Source organism: Pseudomonas sp. G.S.17 (genome assembly GCF_038096165.1).
Lineage (GTDB): Bacteria > Pseudomonadota > Gammaproteobacteria > Pseudomonadales > Pseudomonadaceae > Aquipseudomonas.
Genome location: NZ_CP151076.1, coordinates 5,117,725 through 5,142,634 on the forward strand (window position 1 = coordinate 5,117,725; position 24,910 = coordinate 5,142,634).

Annotated in this window: 20 protein-coding genes and 1 other RNA gene; 1 reads left to right on the forward strand and 20 read right to left on the reverse strand. The window is 59.5% G+C overall.

Annotation, left to right across the window (positions count from 1 at the left end):
* Window positions 1-181 precede the first annotated feature (181 nt).
* Together argJ and secA are read right to left on the reverse strand one after the other, a co-directional pair.
* The gene (argJ, locus tag AABC73_RS23715) at window positions 182-1,399 is read right to left on the reverse strand and encodes a bifunctional glutamate N-acetyltransferase/amino-acid acetyltransferase ArgJ (protein ID WP_341521214.1); all 1,218 of its coding nucleotides are present in this window, start codon (window positions 1,397-1,399) and stop codon (window positions 182-184) included.
* A gap of 117 nt (window positions 1,400-1,516) precedes the next feature.
* Window positions 1,517-4,255, reverse strand: a complete 2,739-nt coding sequence (secA, locus tag AABC73_RS23720) for a preprotein translocase subunit SecA (protein WP_341521215.1) — start codon at window positions 4,253-4,255, stop codon at window positions 1,517-1,519.
* Window positions 4,256-4,574: 319 nt separating this feature from the next.
* On the opposite strand from secA, the gene AABC73_RS23725 reads away from it, so the two are divergent.
* Entirely contained in the window at window positions 4,575-5,030 is a 456-nt protein-coding gene (locus AABC73_RS23725) for a DciA family protein (RefSeq protein WP_341521216.1), read from the forward strand.
* 228 nt (window positions 5,031-5,258) lie between these two features.
* Here the strand turns inward: AABC73_RS23725 and lpxC are convergent, their stop codons facing one another.
* The 18 genes from lpxC to rsmI all read right to left on the reverse strand — a co-directional run bounded on the left by lpxC (window position 5,259) and on the right by rsmI (window position 24,676).
* Complete coding sequence (gene lpxC, locus AABC73_RS23730) at window positions 5,259-6,170, reverse strand: UDP-3-O-acyl-N-acetylglucosamine deacetylase (RefSeq protein ID WP_065832934.1); 912 nt, start codon at window positions 6,168-6,170, stop codon at window positions 5,259-5,261.
* Window positions 6,171-6,282: 112 nt separating this feature from the next.
* The gene (gene ftsZ, locus AABC73_RS23735; protein ID WP_020292971.1) at window positions 6,283-7,470 is read right to left on the reverse strand and encodes a cell division protein FtsZ; all 1,188 of its coding nucleotides are present in this window, start codon (window positions 7,468-7,470) and stop codon (window positions 6,283-6,285) included.
* A gap of 68 nt (window positions 7,471-7,538) precedes the next feature.
* Window positions 7,539-8,798 (reverse strand): cell division protein FtsA, encoded by a 1,260-nt coding sequence (gene ftsA / locus AABC73_RS23740; RefSeq protein WP_065832933.1) that lies wholly within the window; start codon window positions 8,796-8,798, stop codon window positions 7,539-7,541.
* Window positions 8,799-8,812: 14 nt separating this feature from the next.
* Entirely contained in the window at window positions 8,813-9,676 is an 864-nt protein-coding gene (locus tag AABC73_RS23745) for a cell division protein FtsQ/DivIB (RefSeq protein WP_341521217.1), read from the reverse strand.
* Window positions 9,677-9,679: 3 nt separating this feature from the next.
* Window positions 9,680-10,639 (reverse strand): D-alanine--D-alanine ligase, encoded by a 960-nt coding sequence (locus AABC73_RS23750; protein ID WP_341521218.1) that lies wholly within the window; start codon window positions 10,637-10,639, stop codon window positions 9,680-9,682.
* Complete coding sequence (gene murC, locus AABC73_RS23755) at window positions 10,636-12,096, reverse strand: UDP-N-acetylmuramate--L-alanine ligase (protein WP_341521219.1); 1,461 nt, start codon at window positions 12,094-12,096, stop codon at window positions 10,636-10,638. The genes AABC73_RS23750 and murC overlap by 4 nt, the downstream gene beginning before the upstream one ends.
* The gene (gene murG, locus AABC73_RS23760; RefSeq protein ID WP_331149144.1) at window positions 12,089-13,159 is read right to left on the reverse strand and encodes an undecaprenyldiphospho-muramoylpentapeptide beta-N-acetylglucosaminyltransferase; all 1,071 of its coding nucleotides are present in this window, start codon (window positions 13,157-13,159) and stop codon (window positions 12,089-12,091) included. Before murG ends, murC begins: the two co-directional genes overlap by 8 nt.
* Window positions 13,149-14,360, reverse strand: a complete 1,212-nt coding sequence (ftsW, locus tag AABC73_RS23765; protein WP_170826307.1) for a putative lipid II flippase FtsW — start codon at window positions 14,358-14,360, stop codon at window positions 13,149-13,151. The genes murG and ftsW overlap by 11 nt, the downstream gene beginning before the upstream one ends.
* Window positions 14,360-15,706 (reverse strand): UDP-N-acetylmuramoyl-L-alanine--D-glutamate ligase, encoded by a 1,347-nt coding sequence (gene murD, locus AABC73_RS23770; RefSeq protein ID WP_341521220.1) that lies wholly within the window; start codon window positions 15,704-15,706, stop codon window positions 14,360-14,362. The genes ftsW and murD overlap by 1 nt, the downstream gene beginning before the upstream one ends.
* 5 nt (window positions 15,707-15,711) lie before the next feature.
* A complete protein-coding gene (gene mraY / locus AABC73_RS23775) occupies window positions 15,712-16,794 on the reverse strand; it encodes a phospho-N-acetylmuramoyl-pentapeptide-transferase (RefSeq protein ID WP_065832927.1) in 1,083 nt (360 codons plus the stop codon).
* Window positions 16,794-18,164, reverse strand: a complete 1,371-nt coding sequence (gene murF / locus AABC73_RS23780) for a UDP-N-acetylmuramoyl-tripeptide--D-alanyl-D-alanine ligase (protein WP_341521221.1) — start codon at window positions 18,162-18,164, stop codon at window positions 16,794-16,796. Before murF ends, mraY begins: the two co-directional genes overlap by 1 nt.
* Window positions 18,157-19,620 carry a UDP-N-acetylmuramoyl-L-alanyl-D-glutamate--2,6-diaminopimelate ligase gene (locus AABC73_RS23785; protein ID WP_341521222.1) on the reverse strand — a complete coding sequence of 488 codons (1,464 nt, stop codon included), beginning with the start codon at window positions 19,618-19,620 and terminating at the stop codon, window positions 18,157-18,159. The genes murF and AABC73_RS23785 overlap by 8 nt, the downstream gene beginning before the upstream one ends.
* The gene (locus tag AABC73_RS23790; protein ID WP_341524319.1) at window positions 19,620-21,353 is read right to left on the reverse strand and encodes a penicillin-binding protein 2; all 1,734 of its coding nucleotides are present in this window, start codon (window positions 21,351-21,353) and stop codon (window positions 19,620-19,622) included. Before AABC73_RS23790 ends, AABC73_RS23785 begins: the two co-directional genes overlap by 1 nt.
* Complete coding sequence (gene ftsL / locus AABC73_RS23795) at window positions 21,353-21,646, reverse strand: cell division protein FtsL (protein ID WP_065832923.1); 294 nt, start codon at window positions 21,644-21,646, stop codon at window positions 21,353-21,355. Before ftsL ends, AABC73_RS23790 begins: the two co-directional genes overlap by 1 nt.
* Window positions 21,643-22,584, reverse strand: coding sequence for a 16S rRNA (cytosine(1402)-N(4))-methyltransferase RsmH (gene rsmH / locus AABC73_RS23800; RefSeq protein WP_331149139.1), 942 nt, complete (start codon window positions 22,582-22,584; stop codon window positions 21,643-21,645). The genes ftsL and rsmH overlap by 4 nt, the downstream gene beginning before the upstream one ends.
* 2 nt (window positions 22,585-22,586) lie before the next feature.
* The gene (gene mraZ / locus AABC73_RS23805) at window positions 22,587-23,042 is read right to left on the reverse strand and encodes a division/cell wall cluster transcriptional repressor MraZ (RefSeq protein ID WP_020292957.1); all 456 of its coding nucleotides are present in this window, start codon (window positions 23,040-23,042) and stop codon (window positions 22,587-22,589) included.
* Window positions 23,043-23,349: 307 nt separating this feature from the next.
* Window positions 23,350-23,707, reverse strand: an RNA gene (gene rnpB, locus AABC73_RS23810) — RNase P RNA component class A.
* A 96-nt stretch (window positions 23,708-23,803) separates the two neighbouring features.
* Window positions 23,804-24,676 carry a 16S rRNA (cytidine(1402)-2'-O)-methyltransferase gene (gene rsmI / locus AABC73_RS23815; protein WP_020292956.1) on the reverse strand — a complete coding sequence of 291 codons (873 nt, stop codon included), beginning with the start codon at window positions 24,674-24,676 and terminating at the stop codon, window positions 23,804-23,806.
* Window positions 24,677-24,910 lie beyond the last annotated feature (234 nt).

A 24,910-nucleotide genomic window follows, 5' to 3' on the forward strand; every position in this document is an offset into this window, starting at 1 on the left:
CTCCATAGGGGAGCGATCTGATCAGTTTTCTGTAAGAAAATCCGTTGTCGCACTGCAAACGCGGAACTGTAGGACCGGATTTATCCGGGAAGACGGCGTTCCTGACCACAGAAACCCAGGGAATGTACTGGCCATTCCCGAATGAATTCGCTCCCACAATTTGCGCCCACAATCTGTCAGATCAGGTGCGGTATTCCGCGTTGATTTTCACGTATTCGTGGGACAGGTCGGTGGTCCAGATGGTTTCGCTGCACTCACCGCGGCCCAGCTCGATGCGAATGGTAATTTCCGCCTCAGCCATCACCGCCGAACCTTGTTCTTCGGTGTAGGTGGTGGCGCGGCAGCCTTTGCTGGCGATGCACACCGAACCGAGGAACACGTCGATCTTGCTGACATCCAGATCCGGCACGCCGGCACGGCCCACTGCAGCCAGAATGCGGCCCCAGTTCGGGTCGGAAGCGAACAGCGCGGTCTTGATCAGCGGCGAATGCGCCACTGCGTAACCGACATCCAGACACTCCTGATGATTGCCGCCGCCGTTGACTTCGACCGTGACGAACTTGGTCGCGCCTTCGCCGTCACGCACGATGGCCTGGGCGACTTCCATGCACACGTCGAAGACGGCTTTTTTCAGCGCATCGAACAGCGGGCCCTTGGCTTCGGTGACTTCGGGCAAATCTGCCTGACCGGTGGCGATCAACATGCAGCAGTCGTTGGTCGAGGTATCGCCATCGATGGTGATGCGGTTGAACGACTTGTTGGCGCCGTCGCGGATCAGGTCCTGCAATACGCTTTGCGCAACCTTGGCGTCAGTGGCGATGTAGCCCAGCATGGTCGCCATGTTCGGCCGAATCATGCCCGCGCCTTTGCTGATGCCGGTCACTGTAATGGTCACGCCGTCGATCTGGAACTGACGGCTCGCGCCCTTGGGCAGCGTGTCGGTGGTCATGATGCCGGTCGCCGCAGCGGCCCAGTTATCCACAGACAGGTCATCGAGGGCGGCTTGCAGCGCGCCTTCGATTTTTTCCACTGGCAACGGCTCACCGATGACACCGGTGGAGAACGGCAATACTGCACTGGCATCAACGCCGGTCAGCTCGGCAAGCTTGGCGCAGGTGCGCGCCGCATTGACCAGGCCTGGCTCGCCAGTACCAGCGTTGGCGTTGCCGGTGTTGGTCAACAGATAACGGACAGTGCCCTGAGCGCGCTGTTTGGCGAGAATGACGGGGGCTGCACAAAATGCATTGAGGGTAAAAACGCCTGCAACGCTGGAGCCTTCAGCACAGCGCATGACCACGACATCCTTGCGCCCAGGACGCTTGATGCCGGCCGAGGAAATACCCAGTTCAAAACCGGGAACCGGGTGCAATGTCGGCAAAGGACCAAGACCAACAGCCATGAGGTGCACTCCTTGAAAGAGTTCTGCGCCGCCCGCATCGGTACGGCAATCGATTGAAAAACGCCGCGACGGCTGAGCCGGTCGCGGCGTTGGCATTACGGGTTCAGATCACTGGAATCAGTTGATCTGGCCGTGACAGTGTTTGAACTTCTTGCCCGAACCACACCAGCACAACTCGTTACGACCCTGTTTCTGATCGTTGCGAACCGGCACGGTGGCGACGGCCACATCTGCGCCCTCTTCAGCCAGTGCATCCGGCTGATCCAGCCCAGGTGCCTCGGCGTGTTCGAACTGCATGCGTTGCGCCAGTTCTTCGGCATCGCGACGCAGGCGGGCTTCTTCTTCTTCCGGATCTTCGCGACGAACCTGGACGTGGGACAGCACACGAATGGTGTCGCGCTTGATCGAGTCCAGCAGTTCCTGGAACAGGGTAAACGACTCGCGCTTGTATTCCTGCTTCGGATTCTTCTGGGCGTAGCCGCGCAAGTGGATGCCGTGACGCAGGTGATCCATGGTCGACAGGTGGTCTTTCCACAAGTCGTCTACAACGCGCAGGAGAATCTGCTTCTCGAAGGAGCGCAGCGCTTCGGCACTGGCCTGCTCTTCTTTCTCGTTGTACGCAGAAAGCAACTCTTCGAGCAGCTTCTCGCGCAGGGTTTCTTCGTGCAGGTGATCGTCTTCGTCGAGCCATTGCTGAATCGGCAGCTTCACGCCGAAATCGGTGTCCAGTGCAGCTTCCAGAGCCGCGACATCCCACTGTTCCGGCAGGGATTGCGGCGGAATGTGCTGGCTGACCAGACTGCTGAGGACGTCCTGACGGAAGTCGGCGATGGTGTCACCAATGTTCGTCGCAGCCAGCAGGCTGTTACGCATGTGGTAGATCACTTTACGCTGCTCGTTGGAAACGTCGTCGAATTCAAGCAGTTGCTTACGAATATCGAAGTTGCGACCTTCAACCTTGCGCTGCGCCTTTTCGATAGCGTTGGTCACCATGCGGTGCTCGATCGCTTCGCCGGACTGCATGCCCAAAGCTTTCATGAAGTTCTTCACCCGATCAGAGGCGAAGATGCGCATCAGGCTGTCTTCCAGAGACAGGTAGAAACGGCTGGAACCGGTGTCACCCTGGCGACCGGCACGGCCACGCAACTGGTTGTCGATACGACGCGATTCGTGACGCTCGGAGGCAATCACGTGCAGACCGCCCGCTTCGATCACTTGCTGATGGCGTTTCTGCCAATCGGCCTTGATCTGCGCGATCTGCTCCGGGCTTGGATTTTCCAGGGCAGCGACTTCCACTTCCCAGTTACCGCCCAACAGGATGTCGGTACCGCGACCGGCCATGTTGGTGGCGATGGTCAGCGCGCCCGGACGACCGGCTTGCGCAATGATCTCGGCTTCTTTTTCGTGGAACTTGGCGTTCAGAACCTTGTGCTCGATGCCTTCCTTGTTGAGCAGGCTCGACATGTGCTCGGAAGTTTCGATGGTCGCGGTACCCACCAGTACCGGACGATTTTCGGCCATGCAGGCCTTGATGTCGGTAACGATAGCGGCGTACTTCTCTTCCGCAGTCAGGTAGACCAGGTCGTTGAAGTCTTTACGTGCCAGCGGCTTGTTCGGCGGGATGACCACAACGGACAAGGTGTAGATCTGGTGGAATTCGAACGCTTCGGTGTCGGCTGTACCGGTCATGCCGGACAGTTTGTTGTACAGACGGAAGTAGTTCTGGAACGTGGTCGACGCCAGGGTCTGGCTTTCGGCCTGAATGTTCAGGTTTTCCTTGGCTTCGATGGCCTGGTGCAGGCCTTCGGACAAACGACGACCCGGCATGGTACGACCGGTGTGTTCGTCGACCAGCAGGATCTGACCGTCCTGGACGATGTATTCCACGTTGCGATGGAACAGTTTGTGTGCACGAAGACCGGCGTAAACGTGAGTCAGCAGACCCAGGTTGTGCGACGAGTACAGGCTTTCACCGACGGCCAGCAAGCCGACTTCGGTAAGCATTTCTTCGATGAACTGGTGACCGGCTTCGTTAAGCTCGACCTGACGGGTTTTCTCGTCAACAGTGAAGTGCCCGGCTTTGGTGACTTCGCCTTCCACTTCCTCGATGTGTTGTTCGAGCTGCGGGATCAGGCGGTTGATTTCGGTGTACAGCTTGGAGCTGTCTTCGGCCTGGCCGGAGATGATCAGCGGCGTACGGGCTTCGTCGATGAGGATCGAGTCCACTTCGTCGATGACCGAGAAGTTCAGCTCGCGCTGGAACTTGTCTTCCATGCTGAAAGCCATGTTGTCGCGCAGGTAATCGAAACCGAATTCGTTGTTGGTGCCATAAGTGATGTCGGCGGCGTAAGCGGCGCGTTTCTCTTCAGGCGGCTGGAAAGGCGTGACGATGCCTACGCTCAGACCGAGGAATTCGTACAGCGGACGCATCCAGTTGGCATCTCGACGTGCCAGATAGTCGTTCACGGTTACAACGTGCACGCCCTTGCCGGACAGCGCATTGAGGTATACCGCCAGCGTACCCACCAGGGTCTTGCCTTCACCGGTACGCATTTCGGCAATCATGCCTTCGTGCAGGGTCATGCCACCGATGAGCTGCACATCGAAGTGACGCATGCCCATGACGCGCTTGCCGGCTTCACGAGCCACTGCGAAAGCTTCAGGAAGGAGATTATCGAGGGTCTCACCTTTGGCTAAGCGGGCCTTGAACTGTTCGGTCTTGGCACGCAATTGCTCGTCCGAAAGGGCCACCATTTGCTCTTCGAAGGCATTGACGAGTTGCACCGTCTTGAGCATGCGTTTTACTTCACGCTCGTTCTTGCTTCCAAAAAGTTTTTTTAACAAAGGCGCAAACATATCGACAGGATCTTCCACACATAGGGATGGAGGGCGGCCCCGTGAGTCGCCCGTGCAGCCCTTATGGCCGCATGCGAACGAGCATTCTACCCGGAAACGGTGGTGAGGAAAGTGGCGTTATTCCACGATGCTGGCACAGCGCTGTGACGGGGCTGTTTCTAGATAGGGTCTTTTCCCCGGACTTCAACCCGTCGATGGAAGAAGTTAAGAAGAAGTTACTTATTGATTTTGCATATAAAAGCTGCGAATGCGCCCTGAACACGGTGGGAAGAAGCATTTCTGCTAACATGGCGACCTTGTCACCCAAGGTTGCATCACCATGGCATTTCGTCCCCTCACGGCTCGGGCACCGGCTGTCTTGCTGCGCGAAGCGAAACCGCTCAAAGCCATTTTTCATCACGCTCAGCGTCTTGGTCACCTGCAACGGCTGCTGGAAAGCCAGCTGCAACCGGCCGCGCGCGAGCATTGCCATGTTGCGTCGTGGCGTGAAGGCAGCCTGTTATTGATCGTCACCGACGGTCATTGGGCCACTCGTCTGCGCTATCAACAGAAACGCCTGCAGCGACAACTGGTCGCATTCGAAGAGTTCGCCAGTCTCACGCGCATCTTGTTCAAGGTCCAGCCACCGACCGTCCCTCAGGGTGCTGCGGGGCATACCATGGATTTGTCCACCGTCGCCGCCGAAAGCATCCAGGCCACCGCCGACGGCATCGCCGATCCAAAACTGCGCGCAGCGCTGGAGCGGTTGGCGGCGCATGCCAAGCCGAAAGAGTAACGCCCACACGGTGCTTCGCGCCTTGAACAAGAAATTCGTAGGAGGGGACTTGTCTCCGAAGGCAGAGCCTCAGACAACTGTAACGCCTGGATAATCTCGCTGACCATCCAATCGCATTCGGGGACAAGTCCCCTCCTACCGATGGTCTTTGGGCGCGCTTCATGTCATAAAAAAAGGCCAACCGAAGGCAGCCTTTAAAAAATAAAAGGAAAGAGAGTAAAGCTGACCTTACACGGCCGCTACGGGGCGCATGTAAGAAATAGGTGCAGTGCTGGCATCTTCGAAAGTCACGACTTCCCAGGCATCTTTTTGCTCGATCAACGTGCGTAAAAGACGATTGTTCAGAGCATGCCCCGATTTGAAGCCGCGGAACTCACCAATCAGGCTATTGCCCAGCAGGTAGAGATCGCCGATTGCATCAAGAATCTTGTGTTTGACGAATTCGTCCTCGTACCGCAGGCCGTCTTCGTTCAGTACGCCATCCTTGTCGACCACGATGGCATTTTCCACACTGCCGCCGAGTGCGAGGTTGTGCTTGCGCAGGTACTCGATATCACTCATGAACCCGAAGGTCCGGGCACGGCTGACTTCTTTCACGAAAGAAGTGCTGGAAAAGTCCACGCTTGCACTTTGGGTGCGGTCGCGAAAGACGGGGTGATCAAAATCGATCTCGAAACTGACCTTGAACCCTTCAAAAGGCACGAAAGTAGCGCGTTTACCGCCCTCTTCCACTGACACTTCACGCAGGATCCGGATGAATTTCTTCGGCGCGTCCTGTTCTTCCAGGCCAGCCGATTGAATCAGGAATACGAAGGGTCCCGCGCTGCCGTCCATGATTGGAACTTCGGAGGCAGAGAGTTCGACGTAGGCGTTATCGATGCCCAGGCCAGCCATGGCCGAGAGCAAATGTTCTACCGTGTCGACTTTGACATCACCCTTGACCAACGTGGTCGACAGGGTGGTGTCACCGACATTTTCCGCGCGCGCAGCAATCTGCACGACGGGATCTAGGTCAGCACGGCAAAACACGATACCGGTATTCACAGGAGCAGGCTTGAGAGTCAGGTAAACCTTTTCCCCCGAGTGCAGGCCGACGCCTGTGGCACGGATGATATTTTTCAGGGTGCGTTGTTTAATCATGGCATTGGCCGCTTCAGCGCAAGTTGCGAACTGGTATCAACAAAGGCTGGCGATAATAGCAGACCCGGCCTTTGCTGAACACCAATCACCCTAATACCCCTGATACATTTCATCAATCAGCCTGACGACGCAGGAAAGCCGGGATGTCCAGGTAATCCAGATCATCGTTCGGATTCATCTTCGCCGCTGCGGTTGCGCCTGCGTGAGCCTGATTGCGCATCACGGTAGGACGGTCCAGATCACGGTAGTTCACCGACGGCAACTCCTGACGGGCAGAAGGCTGAGCCGAGGCTTGCTGAGTGGTCTGCAGGGTGTTGTCGATCACCTTCATCGGTTTCTCGATTTTCGCGCCCAGGCCGGTGGCAACCACAGTCACGTGCAACTCGTCACGCATGTCCGGATCGATAACAGTACCGACCTTGACCATGGCGTGCTCGGAAGCGAACGCTTCGATGATGCTACCCACGTCCGAGTACTCACCCAGAGACAGGTCAGGACCGGCAGTGATGTTAACCAGGATGCCGCGTGCGCCTTGCAGGTTCACGTCTTCGAGCAGCGGGTTGCGAATGGCTGCCTCGGTTGCTTCACGTGCACGGTTCGGACCGCTGGCGCAGCCAGTGCCCATCATCGCCATGCCCATTTCGCTCATCACGGTACGTACGTCGGCAAAGTCGACGTTGATCATGCCCGGACGCTTGATGATGTCGGAGATACCGCGAACGGCACCGGCCAGTACATCGTCAGCCTTGGCGAAAGCCGACAGCAGGCTGGCGTCCTTACCGAGGATGGTCAGCAGCTTCTCGTTGGGAATGGTGATCAACGAGTCGACGCTTTCGGACAACATGCGGATGCCTTCATCGGCAATCTGCATGCGCTTTCGGCCTTCGAACGGGAATGGACGCGTCACGACCGCAACGGTCAGGATGCCCATTTCCTTGGCCACTTCAGCGATGATCGGCGCTGCACCGGTACCGGTACCGCCGCCCATGCCCGTGGTGATGAAGACCATGTTGGTGCCCTGCAGAACTTCTGCAATGCGCTCACGATCTTCGAGTGCAGCCTGACGGCCGACTTCAGGGTTGGCGCCAGCGCCGAGCCCCTTGGTCACGCCCGTCCCCAGTTGCAGGATGGTACGCGCACCGATGTTTTTCAGTGCCTGAGCATCGGTGTTGGCGCAAATGAATTCCACGCCTTCGATGTTGCTCTTGACCATGTGATTGACAGCGTTGCCGCCACCACCACCGACGCCGATAACTTTGATTACCGGGCTTTGTGGGACGTTGTCTACGAGTTCGAACATTTTCCCTCTCCTTTCATTCTCTAGTTTTGTGCCTGGTGCCCACTGCCTGCCATTACTACTTTTGAAACCTAGAAATTGCCCTGCACCCAGCGCTTGATACGTTCAAGCACTGGAGCCTTAGGTTCATCTCCGTAGCCATTACTGCTACTACTGATGCCGGAAAGCGAAATACCGTCAGACTGCTTTTGCAGCCCGTACAGCAACAACCCGACACCAGTGGAATAAATGGGGTTTCGCACAACATCGGCGAGCCCTTTGACGCTATGCGGAACGCCGAGGCGCACCGGCATGTGGAAGATTTCCTCGGCCAGTTCGACCGCACCTTCCATCTTCGAGGTACCACCGGTCAGCACGATGCCAGCCGGGATCAGATCTTCGTAGCCACTGCGACGCAGCTCAGCCTGAATCAGGGTGAACAGCTCGTCGTAGCGTGGTTCGACCACTTCAGCCAGAGCCTGACGCGACAGTTCGCGCGGTGGACGATCGCCCACGCTTGGCACTTTGATGGTCTCGCCGGCGCCGGCCAGTTTGGCCAGGGCGCAGGCATAGCGAATCTTGATTTCTTCGGCGTATTGCGTCGGTGTACGCAGCGCCATGGCGATGTCGTTGGTCACCTGATCACCGGCAATCGGGATCACGGCGGTGTGACGAATCGCGCCTTCGGTAAAGATCGCGACATCGGAAGTACCGCCGCCGATGTCGACCAGGCATACGCCCAGCTCTTTCTCGTCATCGGTAAGTACCGAGTACGCCGAAGCCAGTTGCTCCAGAATGATGTCGTCGATTTCCAGACCGCAGCGACGCACGCATTTTTCGATGTTCTGTGCAGCGTTCACCGCGCAGGTCACCACGTGAACCTTGGCTTCCAGACGTACACCCGACATGCCCAGTGGCTCACGAACGCCTTCCTGGTTATCGATCACGTAATCCTGGGGCAAGGTGTGCAGCACGCGCTGGTCGGCAGGAATCGCCACGGCCTGGGCAGCGTCGAGCACCCGCTCCAGATCCGCGGAGCTGACTTCACGGTCGCGAATCGCCACGATGCCGTGGGAGTTCAGGCTGCGGATGTGACTGCCGGCCACGCCGACGAATGCCGAGTGAATACGGCAGCCGGCCATCAGCTGGGCCTCTTCCACTGCGCGCTGGATCGACTGCACGGTGGATTCGATATTCACCACCACGCCTTTCTTCAGGCCGCGGGATGGATGGGTGCCGATACCGACGATTTCCAGCGTGCCATCGGCCGCGACTTCGCCTACCAGTGCCACCACCTTGGAGGTACCGATATCCAAGCCGACGATCATTTTGCCGCTTTGCACGTTTGCCATGGTCCTGCCTCTTATCAATTCTTCGCGACGGCGGGTTTGTCCGTCGTAGTCGCCACCGGCTCGCGCCATCCGACGGCGAGGCCGTTGGAGTAGCGCAGGTCGATGCGCGCAATGTTCGTGATCTGCTCTTTGAGCGTTTTTTCGTAAATGGCGATAAAGCGGCGCATTTTTTCCACCAGGTGGTCGCGTCCCAGCAACAACTCGATACCCGGACCGGCACTGCCCGCGCCCGTGGTCAAAAACCAGCTGCCACGTTCACGTAATTCCAGCCTGACGATGGAGAAACCCATCGGGCGCAACATCTGACTCAAAACCTGGTACTGCTGCATCACCTGCTGTTGAGCCCGCTGCGGGCCAAACAACTGCGGAAGGTGTTCGTAATTAGCCAGCTCGCGCGGGGTAAAGGCCTGGCCCTGGTTATTGAGCAAGGCTTCATCACCCCAGCGCGCCACCGGCAGCTGTTCTTCAAGGCGGATCACCACCTGATCCGGCCAGACGCGACGCACTTCCGCGTGGGCGATCCAGGGCATCTGTTCCAGTTCCGAACGCATGCCGGCCAGATCGATGGTGAAGAAGCTGGCCGCCACGTAAGGCGCGATTCGCTGCTGCACCGCCTGCTGACTGATGTAGCTCAGGTCGCCCTGGACGTTGATCTTGGTAATCGGCCGGTCGGCATAAGGCAGCAAGCGTTGCGCTGCCTCATACGTACCAAAGCCCAGAACCACCAGCATCACCGGCCAGAACAGCACCTTGAGAAAACCGAAATTCGCTTTCGGCAGACGCACCGACAGCGGTTCCTTGGCCACCATGCGACTGGCACCACGCGGCACCGGCTTGCGGCCGGGAGCTGGAGGTTGATGACGTGCCGTCGCGTTCATGGCTTAACCTCGCGCCTGGACGCTGTCAGCGAGAATCGCCAACACCAGTTGCTGGAAATCCAGACCTGCCGCGCGTGCAGCCATCGGCACCAGACTGTGATCGGTCATGCCCGGCACGGTATTGACTTCCAGCAGCCAGAACTTGCCATTCACGTCCTGCATGACATCGGTGCGCGCCCAGCCGGCAATGCCCACGGCTTCGCAAGCACGCGCTGTCAGCTGCTTGAGTTCCTGTTCCTTGCTTTCTTCGAGACCGCACGGGATCCGATACTGCGTATCGTCCGCGATGTACTTGGCATCGTAGTCATAGAAAGTGTGCGGAGTGCCCAGACCAATCGGCGGTAAAACCTGGCCACGCAGCGTAGCGATGGTGAACTCCGGACCTTGAATCCATTGCTCGACCAAAACTTGCGAATCGTAGGTGCTGGCGGATTTCCATGCGGCGATCAATTCGTCGACGCTGGTCACCTTGGCCATACCGATACTGGAACCTTCATGAGCCGGTTTGACGATCAAAGGCAGGCCCAGTTCCGTCGCGGCCGAAATACAATCCGCTTCGCTGCCCAGTACTGCGTGCAGCGGCGTCGGCAGGCCCAGGCTCTGCCAGACCTGCTTGGTGCGCAGCTTGTCCATCGCCAGTGCCGAAGCCAGTACACCGCTGCCGGTATAAGGGATCTCCAGGCACTCCAGCAGACCTTGCATGGTGCCGTCTTCACCGCCACGGCCGTGCAGGACAATGAAGGCGCGATCAATCTTCTCGCTGACCAGGCGCTGCAGGAAATCGTCGCCGACATCGATACCGAACGCATCGACGCCTGCGCTTTGCAGGGCATGCAGCACCGCCTGACCGGACTTCAGCGAAACCTCACGCTCAGCGCTCTTGCCACCGAACAGCACGGCGACACGGCCGAAAGCTTGCGGCTCCAGCGTGCTGAAGAGTGTCGATTGCGTCAGGGCAGTCATTTCAGCTTCCCTTCAGTGGACGCAACGACAGCACCGACAAACAGCGGGCTGCGCAGCAATTGCGGAGCAAGGCCGCCAATGTCACCGGCGCCCTGGCAGAGCAGGATGTCGCCCGGACGCAGCAGCGGCTTGACCAGTGGCGCCAGTTCAACGCCACGCTCAATGTAGATCGGGTCCAGCTGGCCGCGCTGACGGATGCTGTGACACAGGTTGCGGCTGTCCGCACCCGGAATCGGCTCTTCGCCGGCCGGATAGACTTCCATCAGCAACAGCACGTTGGCCTCAGTCAGTACCTGGACGAAATCGTCGTACAGGTCGCGGGTACGGCTGAAGCGATGCGGCTGGTAAACCATGACCAGACGACGATCCGGCCAGCCGCCGCGCACAGCATTGATCACTGCGGCGACTTCGCGTGGATGGTGGCCGTAGTCATCGACCAGCATGACGTTGCCGCCCTCGACCGGCAGTTCGCCGTACACCTGGAAGCGCCGACCAACGCCCTGGAATCCTGACAAACCCTGAACGATGGCCTCGTCGCTGACGCCTTCGTCGGTGGCGATGGCAATGGTTGCCAGCGAGTTGAGCACGTTGTGATTGCCCGGCATGTTGACCGAAACATCCAGCGGCTCATGATCGCGACGCAGCACAGTGAAGAACGTCAGCATGCCGTCCTGGCGCACATTGATGGCGCGCACGTCGGCGGTTTCGCTGAAGCCGTAAGTCAGGGTCGGACGCTTGACCAGCGGCAGGATTTCGCGCACCACCGGATCATCGATGCACACCACCGCCAGACCGTAGAACGGCAGGTTGTGCAGGAACTCGACGAAGGTCTTCTTCAGTTTGTTGAAGTCGCCTTCGTAGGTCGCCATGTGATCGGCGTCGATGTTGGTAACCACCGCAACCAGAGGCTGCAGATGCAGGAAGCTCGCATCGCTTTCGTCGGCTTCGGCGATCAGGTAACGGCTGGTGCCCAGTTGCGCGTTGGTGCCAGCAGCGTTCAGCCGGCCGCCGATCACGAACGTCGGATCCAGGCCACCGGCCGCGAACACCGAAGCGATCAGGCTGGTGGTGGTGGTCTTGCCGTGGGTACCGGCGACTGCGATGCCATGGCGATAGCGCATCAGCTCGGCGAGCATCTCGGCGCGCGGCACCACAGGAATGCGGCGCTCAAGCGCGGTCGCCACTTCCGGGTTGGAAGTGTTGACGGCACTGGAGACCACCAGCACGTCAGCGCCCACGGAGTTTTCGGCACGGTGGCCAATAAAGATGTGCGCGCCGAACGATTCAAGGCGTTCGGTAACCGGGGACGATTTGAGGTCGGAGCCGGAGACGTCATAACCCAGGTTCAGCAACACCTCGGCGATCCCGCACATGCCCACGCCGCCGATACCGACGAAGTGGATGCGACGGATGCGGCGCATTTCCGGTTGTGGCATCGCGCGTTGATTTTCAACCATGAGCCACCTCCAGACAGATATCGACCACGGTATTGGTTGCGTCAGGCTTGGCCAGTCGGCGAGCGGTACGCGCCATGTTGTTCAGTTGTTCGGGTTGCATCAGAACCTCTTTCAGGCGCGCCGCCATCTCGGCTACACCAGTTGTCGCTTGTGGCATCACGAAGGCAGCGCCTTCGAGGGCCAAATAGTCGGCGTTACGGGACTGGTGGTCGTCGATCGCATGGGGCAACGGCACCAGCAGCGACGGCAGTCCGGCCGCCGCCAGTTCACTGATGGTCAGCGCGCCTGCGCGACAGACCACCAGGTCGGCCCAGCTATACGCTTGAGCCATGTCCTGAATGAAAGGCGCCACTTGCGCCTCGACACCGGCAGTGCGATAGCGCTCTGCGGTAATTTCATCGTGATTCTTGCCAGCCTGATGAAACACTTCAGGCCGCACGTCCGCAGGCACTTGCGACAGCGCCTCCGGCAACAATTTGTTCAGCGGCTCGGCGCCCAGGCTGCCGCCCAGCACCAACAGACGCGCGCGACGTCCGGCCAAGGCCTGACGCGGGGTTTCCAGGAACAGTTCGACGCGCACCGGATTGCCGGTGGTGCGACGTTTGCTGGACGCAGGAAAGGTATTCGGAAAGGCCTCGCACAAACGGCTGGCAAACGACGCCAGACTGCGATTGGCGGTACCGGCCACGGCGTTCTGTTCGTGAACGATCAACGGCACCTTGGCCAGCGCAGCTGCGAGGCCGCCGGGACCGGTGACATAACCGCCGAAACCCACCACGCACACCGGCTTGAGCTGACGCACGATCTTGCGCGCCTGCAACAAGGCCTTGATCAGCATCAGTGGCGCCTTGAGCAAGGACAAACGACCTTTGCCGCGCAGGCCGGTCACGTTGATCAGGTGCAGGGCGAAACCGGCCTGCGGCACGAGTTCGTTCTCGATACCGCGCGGCGTGCCGAGCCAGTGCACTTTGTAGCCGCGCGCCTGAAACTCGCGGGCGCAAGCCAGCGCCGGGAACACGTGTCCGCCGGTGCCGCCAGCCATGATCAGCACGTTAGCGTCCATGGGGCGGCTCCTCGGCGAAGTCGCTTTCGTTGAACTCGGCTTCTTCGCTGCCCATGTTGTTGCGCGACTCCCACTCGATGCGCAGCAACAAGCCCAGGCTCGCACAGCAGATCACCAGCGAGCTGCCGCCATAGCTGAGGAAGGGCAAGGTCAGACCTTTGGTTGGCAGCAGACCGACGTTCACGCCGATGTTGATCAGGATCTGGCCGATCCACAGGAAGGCCAGGCCGTAAGCCACGTAGGCGCCGAAGAACTGCTTGGCGCGCTCAGCCCACATGCCGATGTACATCGCCCGGATGCTGACGAACAGGAAGAGGCCGACGGTCAGCAGCGAGCCAACCACGCCCAACTCTTCTGCCAGCACGGAAAATACGAAGTCAGTATGCGCTTCCGGCAGATAGAACTGCTTCTGCACGCTGTTGCCCAGCCCCACACCCAGCCACTCACCGCGACCAAAGGCAATCAGCGCCTGGGTCAACTGGTAGCCGGAGCCGAACTGATCGGACCACGGGTCAGTAAAGGTAATCAGACGCGCCATGCGATACGGCTGCGCCTGGACCAGCACGAACACCGCACCCACCGCCAGCGCCACCATCAAACTGAAACGGAACAGGCCGACGCCGCCGAGGAACAACATCGCGGCCGCAGCGCCCATCATCACCACGGTGGCGCCGAAGTCGGGTTCCATCAGTAACAGGCCGGCCATTGGCAGCAATACGATGAAGGGCTTGAAGAAGCCCATCCAGCTTTCGCGCACTTCGGTCTGACGACGAATCAGATAGCCCGCGAGGAAGATCACCACGAACAGCTTGGCGATTTCCGATGGCTGCACGTTGAACGCACCGAAACCGATCCAGCGCATCGAACCGTTCACCTCGCGTCCGACCCCGGGGATCAGCACCATCACCAGCAAGCCAAATGCGCCAAGCAGCATCAACCAGCCCAGACGTTGCCAGGTGGCGACCGGAATCATCATGGTCACGCCGCAGGCACCGATGCCGATGATCATGTAGATCAAGTGGCGGGTCATCATGTACAGGGTATTGCCGGACTGCACCGCAGCGACTTCGGACGACGCGGAAGTGATCATCACCAGACCGAGGCCCAGCAGTGCCAGACAACCGGCCAGCATCGGGAAGTCGACATCGATGCCACGGCCACTGATCAGTGGCGACGGATACGGCTTGATTACGCCAAAGATCATGACAAGTCCCTCACGGCTTGCGCGAACAGCTGACCGCGCTCTTCGTAATTTTTGAACATGTCAAAGCTGGCGCAGGCCGGCGACAGCAACACGGCATCGCCGGGCTGTGCGGTTTCTGCGCAGCGCTGCACGGCTTCATCCAGCGACGGGGCACGAATCAGCGGCACCGAATCGCCCAGCACGTGGGCGATCAGTTCGGCATCACGGCCCAGCAAAACAACAGCGCGGCAATGGGCTGCTATCGGCGCAGCAAGGCCGCTGAAATCAGCACCTTTGCCATCGCCACCGGCGATCAGCACCAGCTTGCCGCTGATATCCGCACCCAGGCCTTCGATTGCAGCCAGCGCGGCGCCGACGTTGGTCGCCTTGGAATCATCGTAATAGTTGACGCCTTCACGCTCGCGAACCCATTGGCAGCGATGCTCCAGGCCGCCGAAGCTGCGCAGGCTGGCGAGCATCGCGTCCATCGGCAAGCCGACCGCATGGCCCAACGCCAAGGCCGCCAAAGCGTTGGACTGGTTGTGAGCGCCACGAATTTTCAGCTCGCGTACCGGCATCAGGCTCTCGAACTGAAACGCGAGGTATTTCTCGCCATTCTCTTCGCGCAGACCGAAACCATGGAAATCAGGGGTGTTCAGGCCGAAGGTCCAGCATGGCAAGCCTTCGCCAATCAACGGACGGGTCAACACGTCCTGACGATTGACCACCACTTGCCGAGCGCCACGGAATACCCGGTGCTTGGCGAGGTGATAAGCCGGCAGGCCGCTGTAGCGGTCCATGTGGTCTTCGCTGATGTTCAACACGGTCGCCACTTCTGCGCCGAGCTGATCAGTGGTTTCCAGCTGGAAACTCGACAGTTCGAGGACATACAACTCGATATCGTCACTGAGCAGATCCAGCGCTGGCGTACCGAGATTGCCGCCGACGGCGACGCGTTTGCCTGCTGCCACAGCCATCTCGCCGACCAGGGTGGTGACGGTGCTTTTCGCGTTGGAACCGGTAATCGCGATGATCGGTGCTTTCGCGTGACGCGCGAACAGCTCGATATCGCCAGACAGCTTCACGCCACGGGCAGCGGCTTGCTGCAACGCCGGAGTCGCCAGGGCCAGACCGGGGCTCACGTAAAGCTCGTCGGCGCGGCACAGAAATTCAACGTCCAGCTCGCCACAGCGCACTTCGACCTGAGGATAGTCCCGACGCAAGGTCGCCAGTTCCGGCGGATTCTCCCGCGTGTCAGCCACGGCAAACGACACGCCCCGGTTCGCGAGGAAGCGAACCAGGGACATGCCGCTCTTGCCGAGGCCGACAATGATGCGGAAGTGGTCGGAAGCGATTAGAGACACTCGTTCTACCTCAGTTTCAGTGTGGCAAGGCCGACCAACACGAGAATCACGGTGATGATCCAGAAACGGACGATCACGCGCGGCTCGGGCCAGCCCTTGAGTTCAAAGTGGTGGTGGATCGGCGCCATGCGGAACACGCGACGACCGGTCAACTTAAAGGACGCAACCTGAATGACGACTGAAAGCGTTTCCATCACGAACACACCGCCCATGATGAACAGCACGATTTCCTGACGGACGATGACCGCGATGGTGCCCAATGCCGCACCCAGCGCCAGCGCGCCGACGTCGCCCATGAACACCTGGGCCGGATAGGTGTTGAACCAGAGGAAGCCAAGCCCGGCGCCAATCAGTGCGCCGCAGAACACGATCAGCTCACCGGCGCCCGGTACGTACGGGATCAGCAGGTATTCAGCGAATTTCACGTTACCGGACAGGTAGCAGAAGATGCCCAGCGCGCCGCCAACCAGCACGGTCGGCAGAATCGCCAGACCATCCAGGCCATCGGTCAGGTTGACCGCGTTGCTGGAGCCGACGATGACGAAATAGGTCAGGACCACGAAGCCGATGCCCAGCGCGATACTCGCGTCCTTGAACATCGGGATGATCAGCGTGGTTTCCACTGCCGACGGCGCGGTCATATAAAGAAAGATCGCCGCGCACAGGCCGAACACCGACTGCCAGAAATACTTCCAGCGGCTCGGCAAGCCTTTGGAGTTCTTCTCGATGACTTTGCGGTAATCGTCGATCCAGCCAATGCCGCCGAACAACAGCGTAACGATCAACACCACCCAGACATACCGATTGGCCAAGTCGGCCCAGAGCAGCGTACTGATGGCGATGGACGACAGAATCAGCGCGCCACCCATGGTCGGCGTGCCGGATTTGGACAGGTGCGACTGCGGGCCGTCATTGCGCACGGACTGGCCGATCTGCCGCATCTGCAAGGTACGGATCATCCAGGGGCCGAGGCACAGGGAAAGCGACAATGCAGTGAGCACGCCGAGGATCCCGCGCAGGGTCAGGTATTGAAAGACCGCGAAGCCTTTGTGGAACTGTTGCAGATACTCGGCCAGCAGCAGCAGCATTAATGTTTCTCCAGGCTAGAACCGCACAGCGCGGCAACGACGTTTTCCATCGCCGCGCTACGCGAGCCTTTGATCAAGATAGTGGTTTGAGTGTCCTGCTCGGCGCCCAGCGCAGCGATCAGGTCGGTCTGATTGGCAAAATGGCGCGCATGCTCGCCGAACGCGTTGACGGCGTGAACCATCAACGGACCAACGGCATAAAGTGCTGACACTTTGCCTGCAGCGTAAGCGCCGACATCGCGATGACCTTGTTCGGCCCAATCGCCCAGCTCACCGATGTCGCCTAGCACCAGCACGGTACGGCCGGTAAAACCGGTGAGGATGTCTACGGCGGCGTTCACCGACGTCGGGTTGGCGTTGTAGGTGTCATCAATGACCCGCACGCCATTTGGAGCAATTTGCGCAACGGTCCGACCTTTGACTGGCTGCACGGTATTGAGACCGATGACGATCCCGTCCAGAGTGACGCCCAGGGCATGCGCCGCAGCGGCGGCGGCCAGAGCGTTACCAACGTTGTGCACGCCAAGCAGATTGAGCTGCACCCGCGCCGAGCCCAACGGGCTTTGCAGGGTGAAACCCGGGCAGCCGCGAGCGTCCAGCTTGAGGTCCCGAGCATGGAAGTCGGCCGTTGCGTCAGCGACAGCAAAGCTGATCACCTGACGCTTGCCGGCACGGGCGCTCCATATCTGGAATGCTTTGTCTTCTTTATTCAGCACCGCAATGCCGAAGTTATCGAGCCCTTCGAGAATCTCGCCCTTGGCCTCGACAATCTTGTCCGGCCCGCCGAACTCACCGACATGGGCGGTTCCTGCGTTGGTGATCAGCGCGACATGCGGCTTGGTCAGGCTGACGGTGAAAGCGATTTCGCCCAGACGCGATGCGCCCAGCTCGATGACGGCCGCCGCGTATTGCGGGGCCAGTTCGAGCAGGGTCAGCGGCACGCCCAGTTCGTTATTCAGATTGCCACGCGTCGCCAGAACCGGCCCACGGGTGCGCAGGATGCTGGCGAGCATCTCTTTGACGGTGGTCTTGCCGCTGGAACCGGTAATCGCAGCCACTGGCTTGTCGACAAACGCGTTGCGGTTCATGGCACCCAGTTGCGCCAGTGCCTTGCGGGTATCCAGCACGACCAGTTGCGGCAAGGCCGAACCGGCAACTTCGCGCTCGACCAAGGCGCCAACGGCACCCTTGGCAGCGACTTGGTCCAGATAATCGTGACCGTCAAAGCGCGGACCAGTCAAAGCCACGAACAGCTGACCCGGCACAATCGCTCGGCTGTCGATGCTGACGCCGTCGAACGTGCAATCGCCGCCAACCTGACGGGCGTCGAGGGCGGCAATCGCTTCGTTAAATGAAAGCGGCTTAAGCATGCGCGACCTCCCAGACAGCCAGTGCTTTTTCGGCTTCTTCCAGATCGGAGAACGCCAGGCGCTGGCCGTGGATTTCCTGATAGTCCTCGTGACCTTTGCCCGCCAGCACAATCACATCGTCGGCATTGGCGCTGGCGATAATTTCACTGATCGCCGGGCCGCGACCTTCAACGAAGCGCACGCTGTCGGCGTCGGTGAAGCCCGCGCGGATGTCAGTGAAGATCTGCTCTGGCGCTTCGCTGCGTGGGTTGTCATCGGTGACCAGCACGCTGTCGGCCAGACGCTCGACCACTTCGGCCATCAACGGACGCTTGCCGCGATCACGATCACCGCCACAACCGAACAGGCACAGCACCCGGCCTTTGGCGTGCGGGCGCAATGCAGTCAGAACTTTTTCCAGCGCGTCCGGCGTATGGGCGTAATCGACCACCACCAACGGCTTGGCGCCGCCACCCAAACGCTGCATGCGGCCAATCGGCCCTTCAAGCTGCGGCAACACTTTGAGAATTTCGTCCAGCGCGTAATCCAGACCCAGCAATGCGCCGACCGCAGCCAGCACGTTGCTCAGATTGAAACGGCCCAACAGGCTGCTGCGCAACAGATGCTCGCCTTGCGGCGTCACCAGTGTGGCGCGCACGCCGTCGTCGTCGAAACGCGCTTCCCGGCAGAACAGGTAGGCGCCGGAGTCTTCGAGGCTGTAGGTGATCAGGCGTGATTCATGTTTGTCCGCCGCCAGCTTGCGCCCGAAATCGTCGTCCAGGTTCAGTACCCGGCAACGCAGGTCGGCCCAGGCAAACAGCTTGGCCTTGGCATCGCCATAGGCCTGCATGGTGCCGTGATAATCCAGATGATCGCGGGACAGGTTGGTCAGCACGGCGACATCAAAGGCCAGCGCTGTGGCACGACCCTGATCCAGACCGTGGGAAGACACTTCCATGGCCACCGCGCGCGCACCGGCTTTTTTCAGGTCAGTCAGCGTCGCCTGCACGGAAATCGGGTCTGGCGTGGTATGGCGGCCACTTTGCAGCGCGCCATAGAAACCAGTGCCTAGCGTGCCGACGATGCCGCAATGCTGACCGAGCAGGTCCAGCGCCTGGGCCACCAGCTGGGTAACGCTGGTCTTGCCATTGGTGCCGGTGACACCCACCAGATTCAGGCTGCGGCTCGGATCGCCATAAAAACGTCCGGCGATATCCGACAGCTGCGCCGCGAGGCCTTTGACCGGAATCAGCGGCACGTCGGTGATCGGCAGAACCGTAGCGCCTTCAACTTCATAGGCGACCGCCGCTGCGCCGCGCTTCAAGGCGTCGGCAATGTGATCGCGACCGTCGAACTTGCCACCCGGCACGGCGAGAAACAGGTCGCCGCCGCGCACATTGCGGCTGTCGAGGGTCAACTCGCGAATCATCAGATCGTGGTCGGCGTGGGCGAAAATCTTGTTCAGGCTGGAAGACATCAACCACGCCCTCCTTTTACGACGGGTGCTGCATTGACTTGTTCTGGCGGCGTGGCAACGAGGTTATCGGGCGTGACGTTCATCAGGCGCAAGGTGCCGGACATCACTTTGCTGAATACCGGCGCGGAAACCAGACCGCCGTAATAACCGCCCTTGCTCGGCTCGTCGATGACCACAACGATGGCGTAGCGCGGATTGCTCATCGGTCCGAAACCGGCGAACAGCGAACGGTAGGAGTTTTCGGCGTAACCCTTGGTGCCCACCGACGTCTTACGTGCTGTACCGCTCTTGCCTGCAACGTGGTAGGACGGCACACGAGCGCGATACACGCCACGCGCGTCCTCGATCACTTGTTGCAACATGCCTTGCACGGTTTTTGCCGTTGCTTCGGGGATCGCCTGAACCGAAGTCGGCGCCGCGTCGCTTTTTAGAATGGTCAGCGGCACGATGCGGCCATTGTTGGCCAATGCGGCGTAGGCGTGAACCAGCTGCAATGCAGTCACCGACAAGCCGTAGCCGTAGGACAAGGTCGCGGTCTCGGCTTTGCGCCATTCGCGATAGTTAGGCAGGTTGCCGACGCGCTCGCCGGGGAAACCCAGGCCGGTGTATTGGCCGAAACCAACGCGCTGCATGGCGCGGAAGATCGCTTCGCCGCCCACGTCGAACGCCACTTTACTCATGCCGACGTTACTGGAGTTGATCAGGATGCCGGTCAGGTCGAGGATCGGGCCTTCGGTCTTGGTCACGTCACGAATGGTGTATTTGCCGATCTGCAGTGTGCCGGGATAAACCTCGACCTTGTCGGTTGGTTTCCAGCGGCCGCTGTCGAGCGCGGCGGTCATGGAGATCGGCTTCATGGTCGAGCCCGGCTCGAACACATCGATGATCGCCCGGTTACGCATGGCGGCAGGCACCATGGTGCGGCGGTTGTTCGGGTTGTAGGTCGGCGAGTTGACCATAGCCAGCACTTCGCCGGTCTTGACGTCCATGATCACCATGCTGCCGGCCTTCGCTTCGTTCTCGACGATGGCGTTGCGCAGCTCGCGGGTCGCCAGATATTGCAGGCGCAGATCAATAGACAAAGCCAAGGTTTTTCCGGCCTTGGCGTTTTTGGTGACCTGGACATCCTTGATCAGTCGTCCGCGCCGATCCTTGATGACTTGCCGCTTGCCGGGCACGCCGGCGAGCCAGTCGTCATAGGCTAGCTCGACACCTTCGCGACCGTGGTCGTCGAGATCGGTGAAGCCAACCATGTGCGCGGTCACGTCGCCAGCCGGATAAAACCGGCGGAACTCTTCGATGCCGTATACGCCGGGGACTTTAAGGTCCAGAACCGACTGGCCCTGCTCCGGGGTCAGGCCACGAACCAGATAAATGAATTCCTTGGAAGCCTGAGAATCAAGACGTTCGGTCAGTGCCTTGGCGTCCTGGCCCAGCGCGGCGGCCAGAGCTGGCCACTTGGCCTTGTCCAGCTGCATTTCCTTGGGGTTGGCCCACAGCGTGGTAACCGGCGTACTGACGGCCAAAGGCTCGCCGTTACGGTCGGTAATCAGGCCGCGGTGCGCAGGAATCGGGATATGACGAACGCTGCGTGCATCGCCCTGTTCCTTGAGGAACGTGTGATCCACGACTTGCAGGTCGACGATGCGCCAGCAAATGGCGAGCACCAGAATAACGAGCAGACCCACCACCACGCGGAAACGCCACGGATACAGAGCCCCCTCCAGCTTCATCATGGCGCCACCATTCGAACTTCGGCGGCACTCGGGATGCGCATTTTCAGTTGCTCTGTCGCCAGGGTTTCGATACGGCTATGGGCGGTCCAGGTGCTTTGTTCAAGGATCAGACGACCCCATTCAGCCTGCGCCTTGTCGCGCACGCTGAGTTCGGAATAGAGGGAATTGAGCAACTGGCGATTCCAGTGGGCGCTGTACGACACGCCAATCGCCGAAACCAGGACGGCGATAAACAGCAGCAGCATGATGAAACTGCCGCCTGGGAGAGGCTTGAGGAACAGCCGGCTCACTTGAGCTTCTCCGCTACGCGCATGACGGCGCTGCGCGAGCGCGGATTGGCCTTGGTCTCGACATCGGAGGCGAACTGCGCCTTGCCGTGAATCTTGATTTTCGGATCGAACGCCTTGAACTGGATCGGCAGGTCACGGGGCATGTTGTCAGCTTCGCCCTTGGCGAGCTTGCGCATGAACAGCTTGACGATGCGGTCTTCCAGGGAGTGAAAGCTGATCACCACCAGACGGCCGCCGATTTCGAGTACGTCCAGCGCGGCTTCGAGGCCTGCTTCAAGATCGCCCAGTTCGTTGTTTACATGGATGCGCAAACCCTGAAAGGCGCGCGTCGCAGGATTCTTGCCCTTCTCCCAGGCCGGATTGGCGACCTTGAGCACTTCAGCCAGATCGGCGGTGCGCTCGAAAGGCTGCACTTCACGACGCGCGACGACCGCAGCCGCCATGCGCTTGGAAAAACGCTCTTCGCCATATTCCTTGAAGACACGGGCGATTTCTTCGACCGGCGCGGTGGCGATGAACTCGGCAGCACTGACGCCGCGAGTCGGGTCCATGCGCATGTCCAGCGGACCGTCGTTCATGAAACTGAAGCCGCGTTCAGGATCGTCCAGCTGCGGCGAAGACACGCCCAGGTCGAGCAGGACGCCGCTGACTTTGCCCTCAATCCCGCGGCTTTGAGCTTCGGAACCCAGTTCGGCAAAGCTGCGCTGCACAATAACAAAGCGGCCGTCTTCGGCCGCTAGCGATTGCCCGGTGGCAATTGCCTGGGGATCTTTGTCGAACCCTAGCAATCGGCCATCAGGCCCCAGCTTCTGCAATATGAGGCGGCTATGTCCGCCACGCCCGAAGGTTCCGTCCAGATAGCAGCCATCGGCGCGCACCGCGAGAGCCTCGACGGCTTCTTCGAGCAGTACGGTGATGTGGGTAAAGCTGCTAGTCATAGTCACAGGATCAAGTCACGTAATTCATCAGGCATCGCGCCAGGTTTTTGAATGGCCGCCAGATCCGCATCAGCAAGAGCGTTCCAGGCGTCCTCGTCCCACAATTGAAACTTATTGAGCTGGCCAACTAACATCACGCGCTTATCCAACTTGGCATAATCGCGAAGACGCGGTGGCACCAGAAAACGCCCACTGCCATCAAGTTCCAGATCGACAGCGTTACCGATCAAAAGCCTTTGAAGACGCCGGTTTTCCTCGCGAAACGTCGCGAGATCTCGCAACTTGGCTTCAATCAGTTCCCATTCAGAAAGCGGGTAAAGACATAAGCAAGGGTCAACAGCGTCAATGGTTACGATCAATTGCCCGGCGCTACGCGAATCCAACTCGTCACGGTACCGACTCGGCATAGCGAGACGGCCTTTTGCATCGAGATTGATCGCATTGGCACCACGAAACACAGGCGCATTCTCCAAATACTAACTTTTTGCGCTGAAAAAACCCACTTCACGCCACTTTCTGCCACTTGTGCACACTATAGGAACGCGCCCACCACACCGTCAAGGCACGGTCCTAAGGAAAACCCTTACATTACTGAGATTTAGGAGTGGTTTCGGATGAGAAGCGGTAATTTTGCGAGGGTTCTTTCAGATATTTCCGACACAGCTCAGGGAGCTACGCGCAGAAGTTAATGTGTTTTATTAAGTTTAAGATTTTTTCGGTATTACGAGGGGTGTTGTGCGGTTGAAACGCACAAGGGGGGAAAAGGTGGAGAGTCGATCTGTAAGCCGGGTTCTGTCGAGGACAGTCATTCCTCTACGACGGCCGTCACCGGACGTCTTTAGCAACCTACCCGGTTCCAGCGCGGGCCACGCCTAGGAACCCTATTTGGTCTTGCTCCGAGTGGGGTTTACCTTGCCACGAACTGTTGCCAGACGCGCGGTGCGCTCTTACCGCACCTTTTCACCCTTACCGGCACCGAAGTGCTTAGGCGGTTATTTTCTGTGGCACTTTCCGTAGGCTCGCGCCTCCCAGGTGTTACCTGGCACTCCGCCCTATGGAGCCCGGACTTTCCTCCCCCCCTTAATTGCGAACAATAAGAGGCAGCGACTGTCCAATCGACTCTCCGCCGCCAAGGTTAGCGGCACGAGTGCCTGAGAACAAGCTTTAAAAAGTCCTGAGCTCAATCACTTAGCGCACATTCAGGGCAAAGCGACGCGCCCTACTCGCCTTTTTGCTTGTCCAGCGCCACCTGATAGAGCAGGTTTTTGCGTACCCCGGTAATTTCCGCCGCCAGTGCGGCCGCCCGCTTGAGGGGCATTTCCTGTAGCAACAGATCCAGAATTCGCCGCGCCTCAGTACCAATCACGTCCTCACCTTCAGGCTCGCTCCAACCGGCGACCAATACCACGCACTCGCCGCGCTGCTGATTGCTGTCGCCTTCCACAAATGCTCTCAATTGCGACAAGGGCAGGCCTTTGAGGGTTTCAAATGTTTTCGTCAGCTCACGGGCCAGCAATGCCGGACGCTCCGGCCCGAATACCAGCTCAAGATCCTGCAGGCACTCAAGAATCCGGTGCGGCGCTTCATAGAAGATCAGCGTGCGCGGTTCTTCCTTGAGCAATTCCAGACGCGCCCTGCGCCCTACGGCCTTGGCGGGCAGGAATCCCTCGAAGATAAAACGATCCGACGGCAAACCGGCCGCTGACAGCGCGGCAATCAATGCACAAGCGCCAGGTACCGGAACCACCTTGATGCCAGCCGCTCGCGCCTGACGAACCAGGTGATATCCCGGATCGGAGATCAGCGGCGTACCGGCATCGGAAATCAGCGCGACGTCATCGCCGGCCAGCAAGCGTGCGATGAAGCGACTGCCTTCATCGCGTTCGTTATGCTCGTGGCAGGCAGCCAGCGGCGTCGGAATGCCGAAGTGCTGCATCAGTCGCAATGAATGACGCGTATCTTCGGCAGCGATCAGGGCGACGTCGCGCAACACCTTCAAAGCCCGCACGCTCATGTCATCCAGATTGCCGATAGGCGTGGCCACTACATAAAGCGAGCCCGCAGCGGAATTCGAAGCAACGTCAGCAGTCAAAGCGCAGACCTCATTTGGTTACCCTTGATGGGTGAAGAGTCCGCATTGTACAGACTACGACTCCACTGCATGGGTAGCGTGCTCAAGGAAGAACCTGAAAAAGGATGGAAAATTAATGAGATGCATCGCGATTCGCTATTTAAACACCCGCACATCCGCCGCTTTGGCTGTTAAAAAGCCCGTTCGGCAATCTATATCACCGCTTTAACGCCATCGACGTCGCACCCTTGCCAG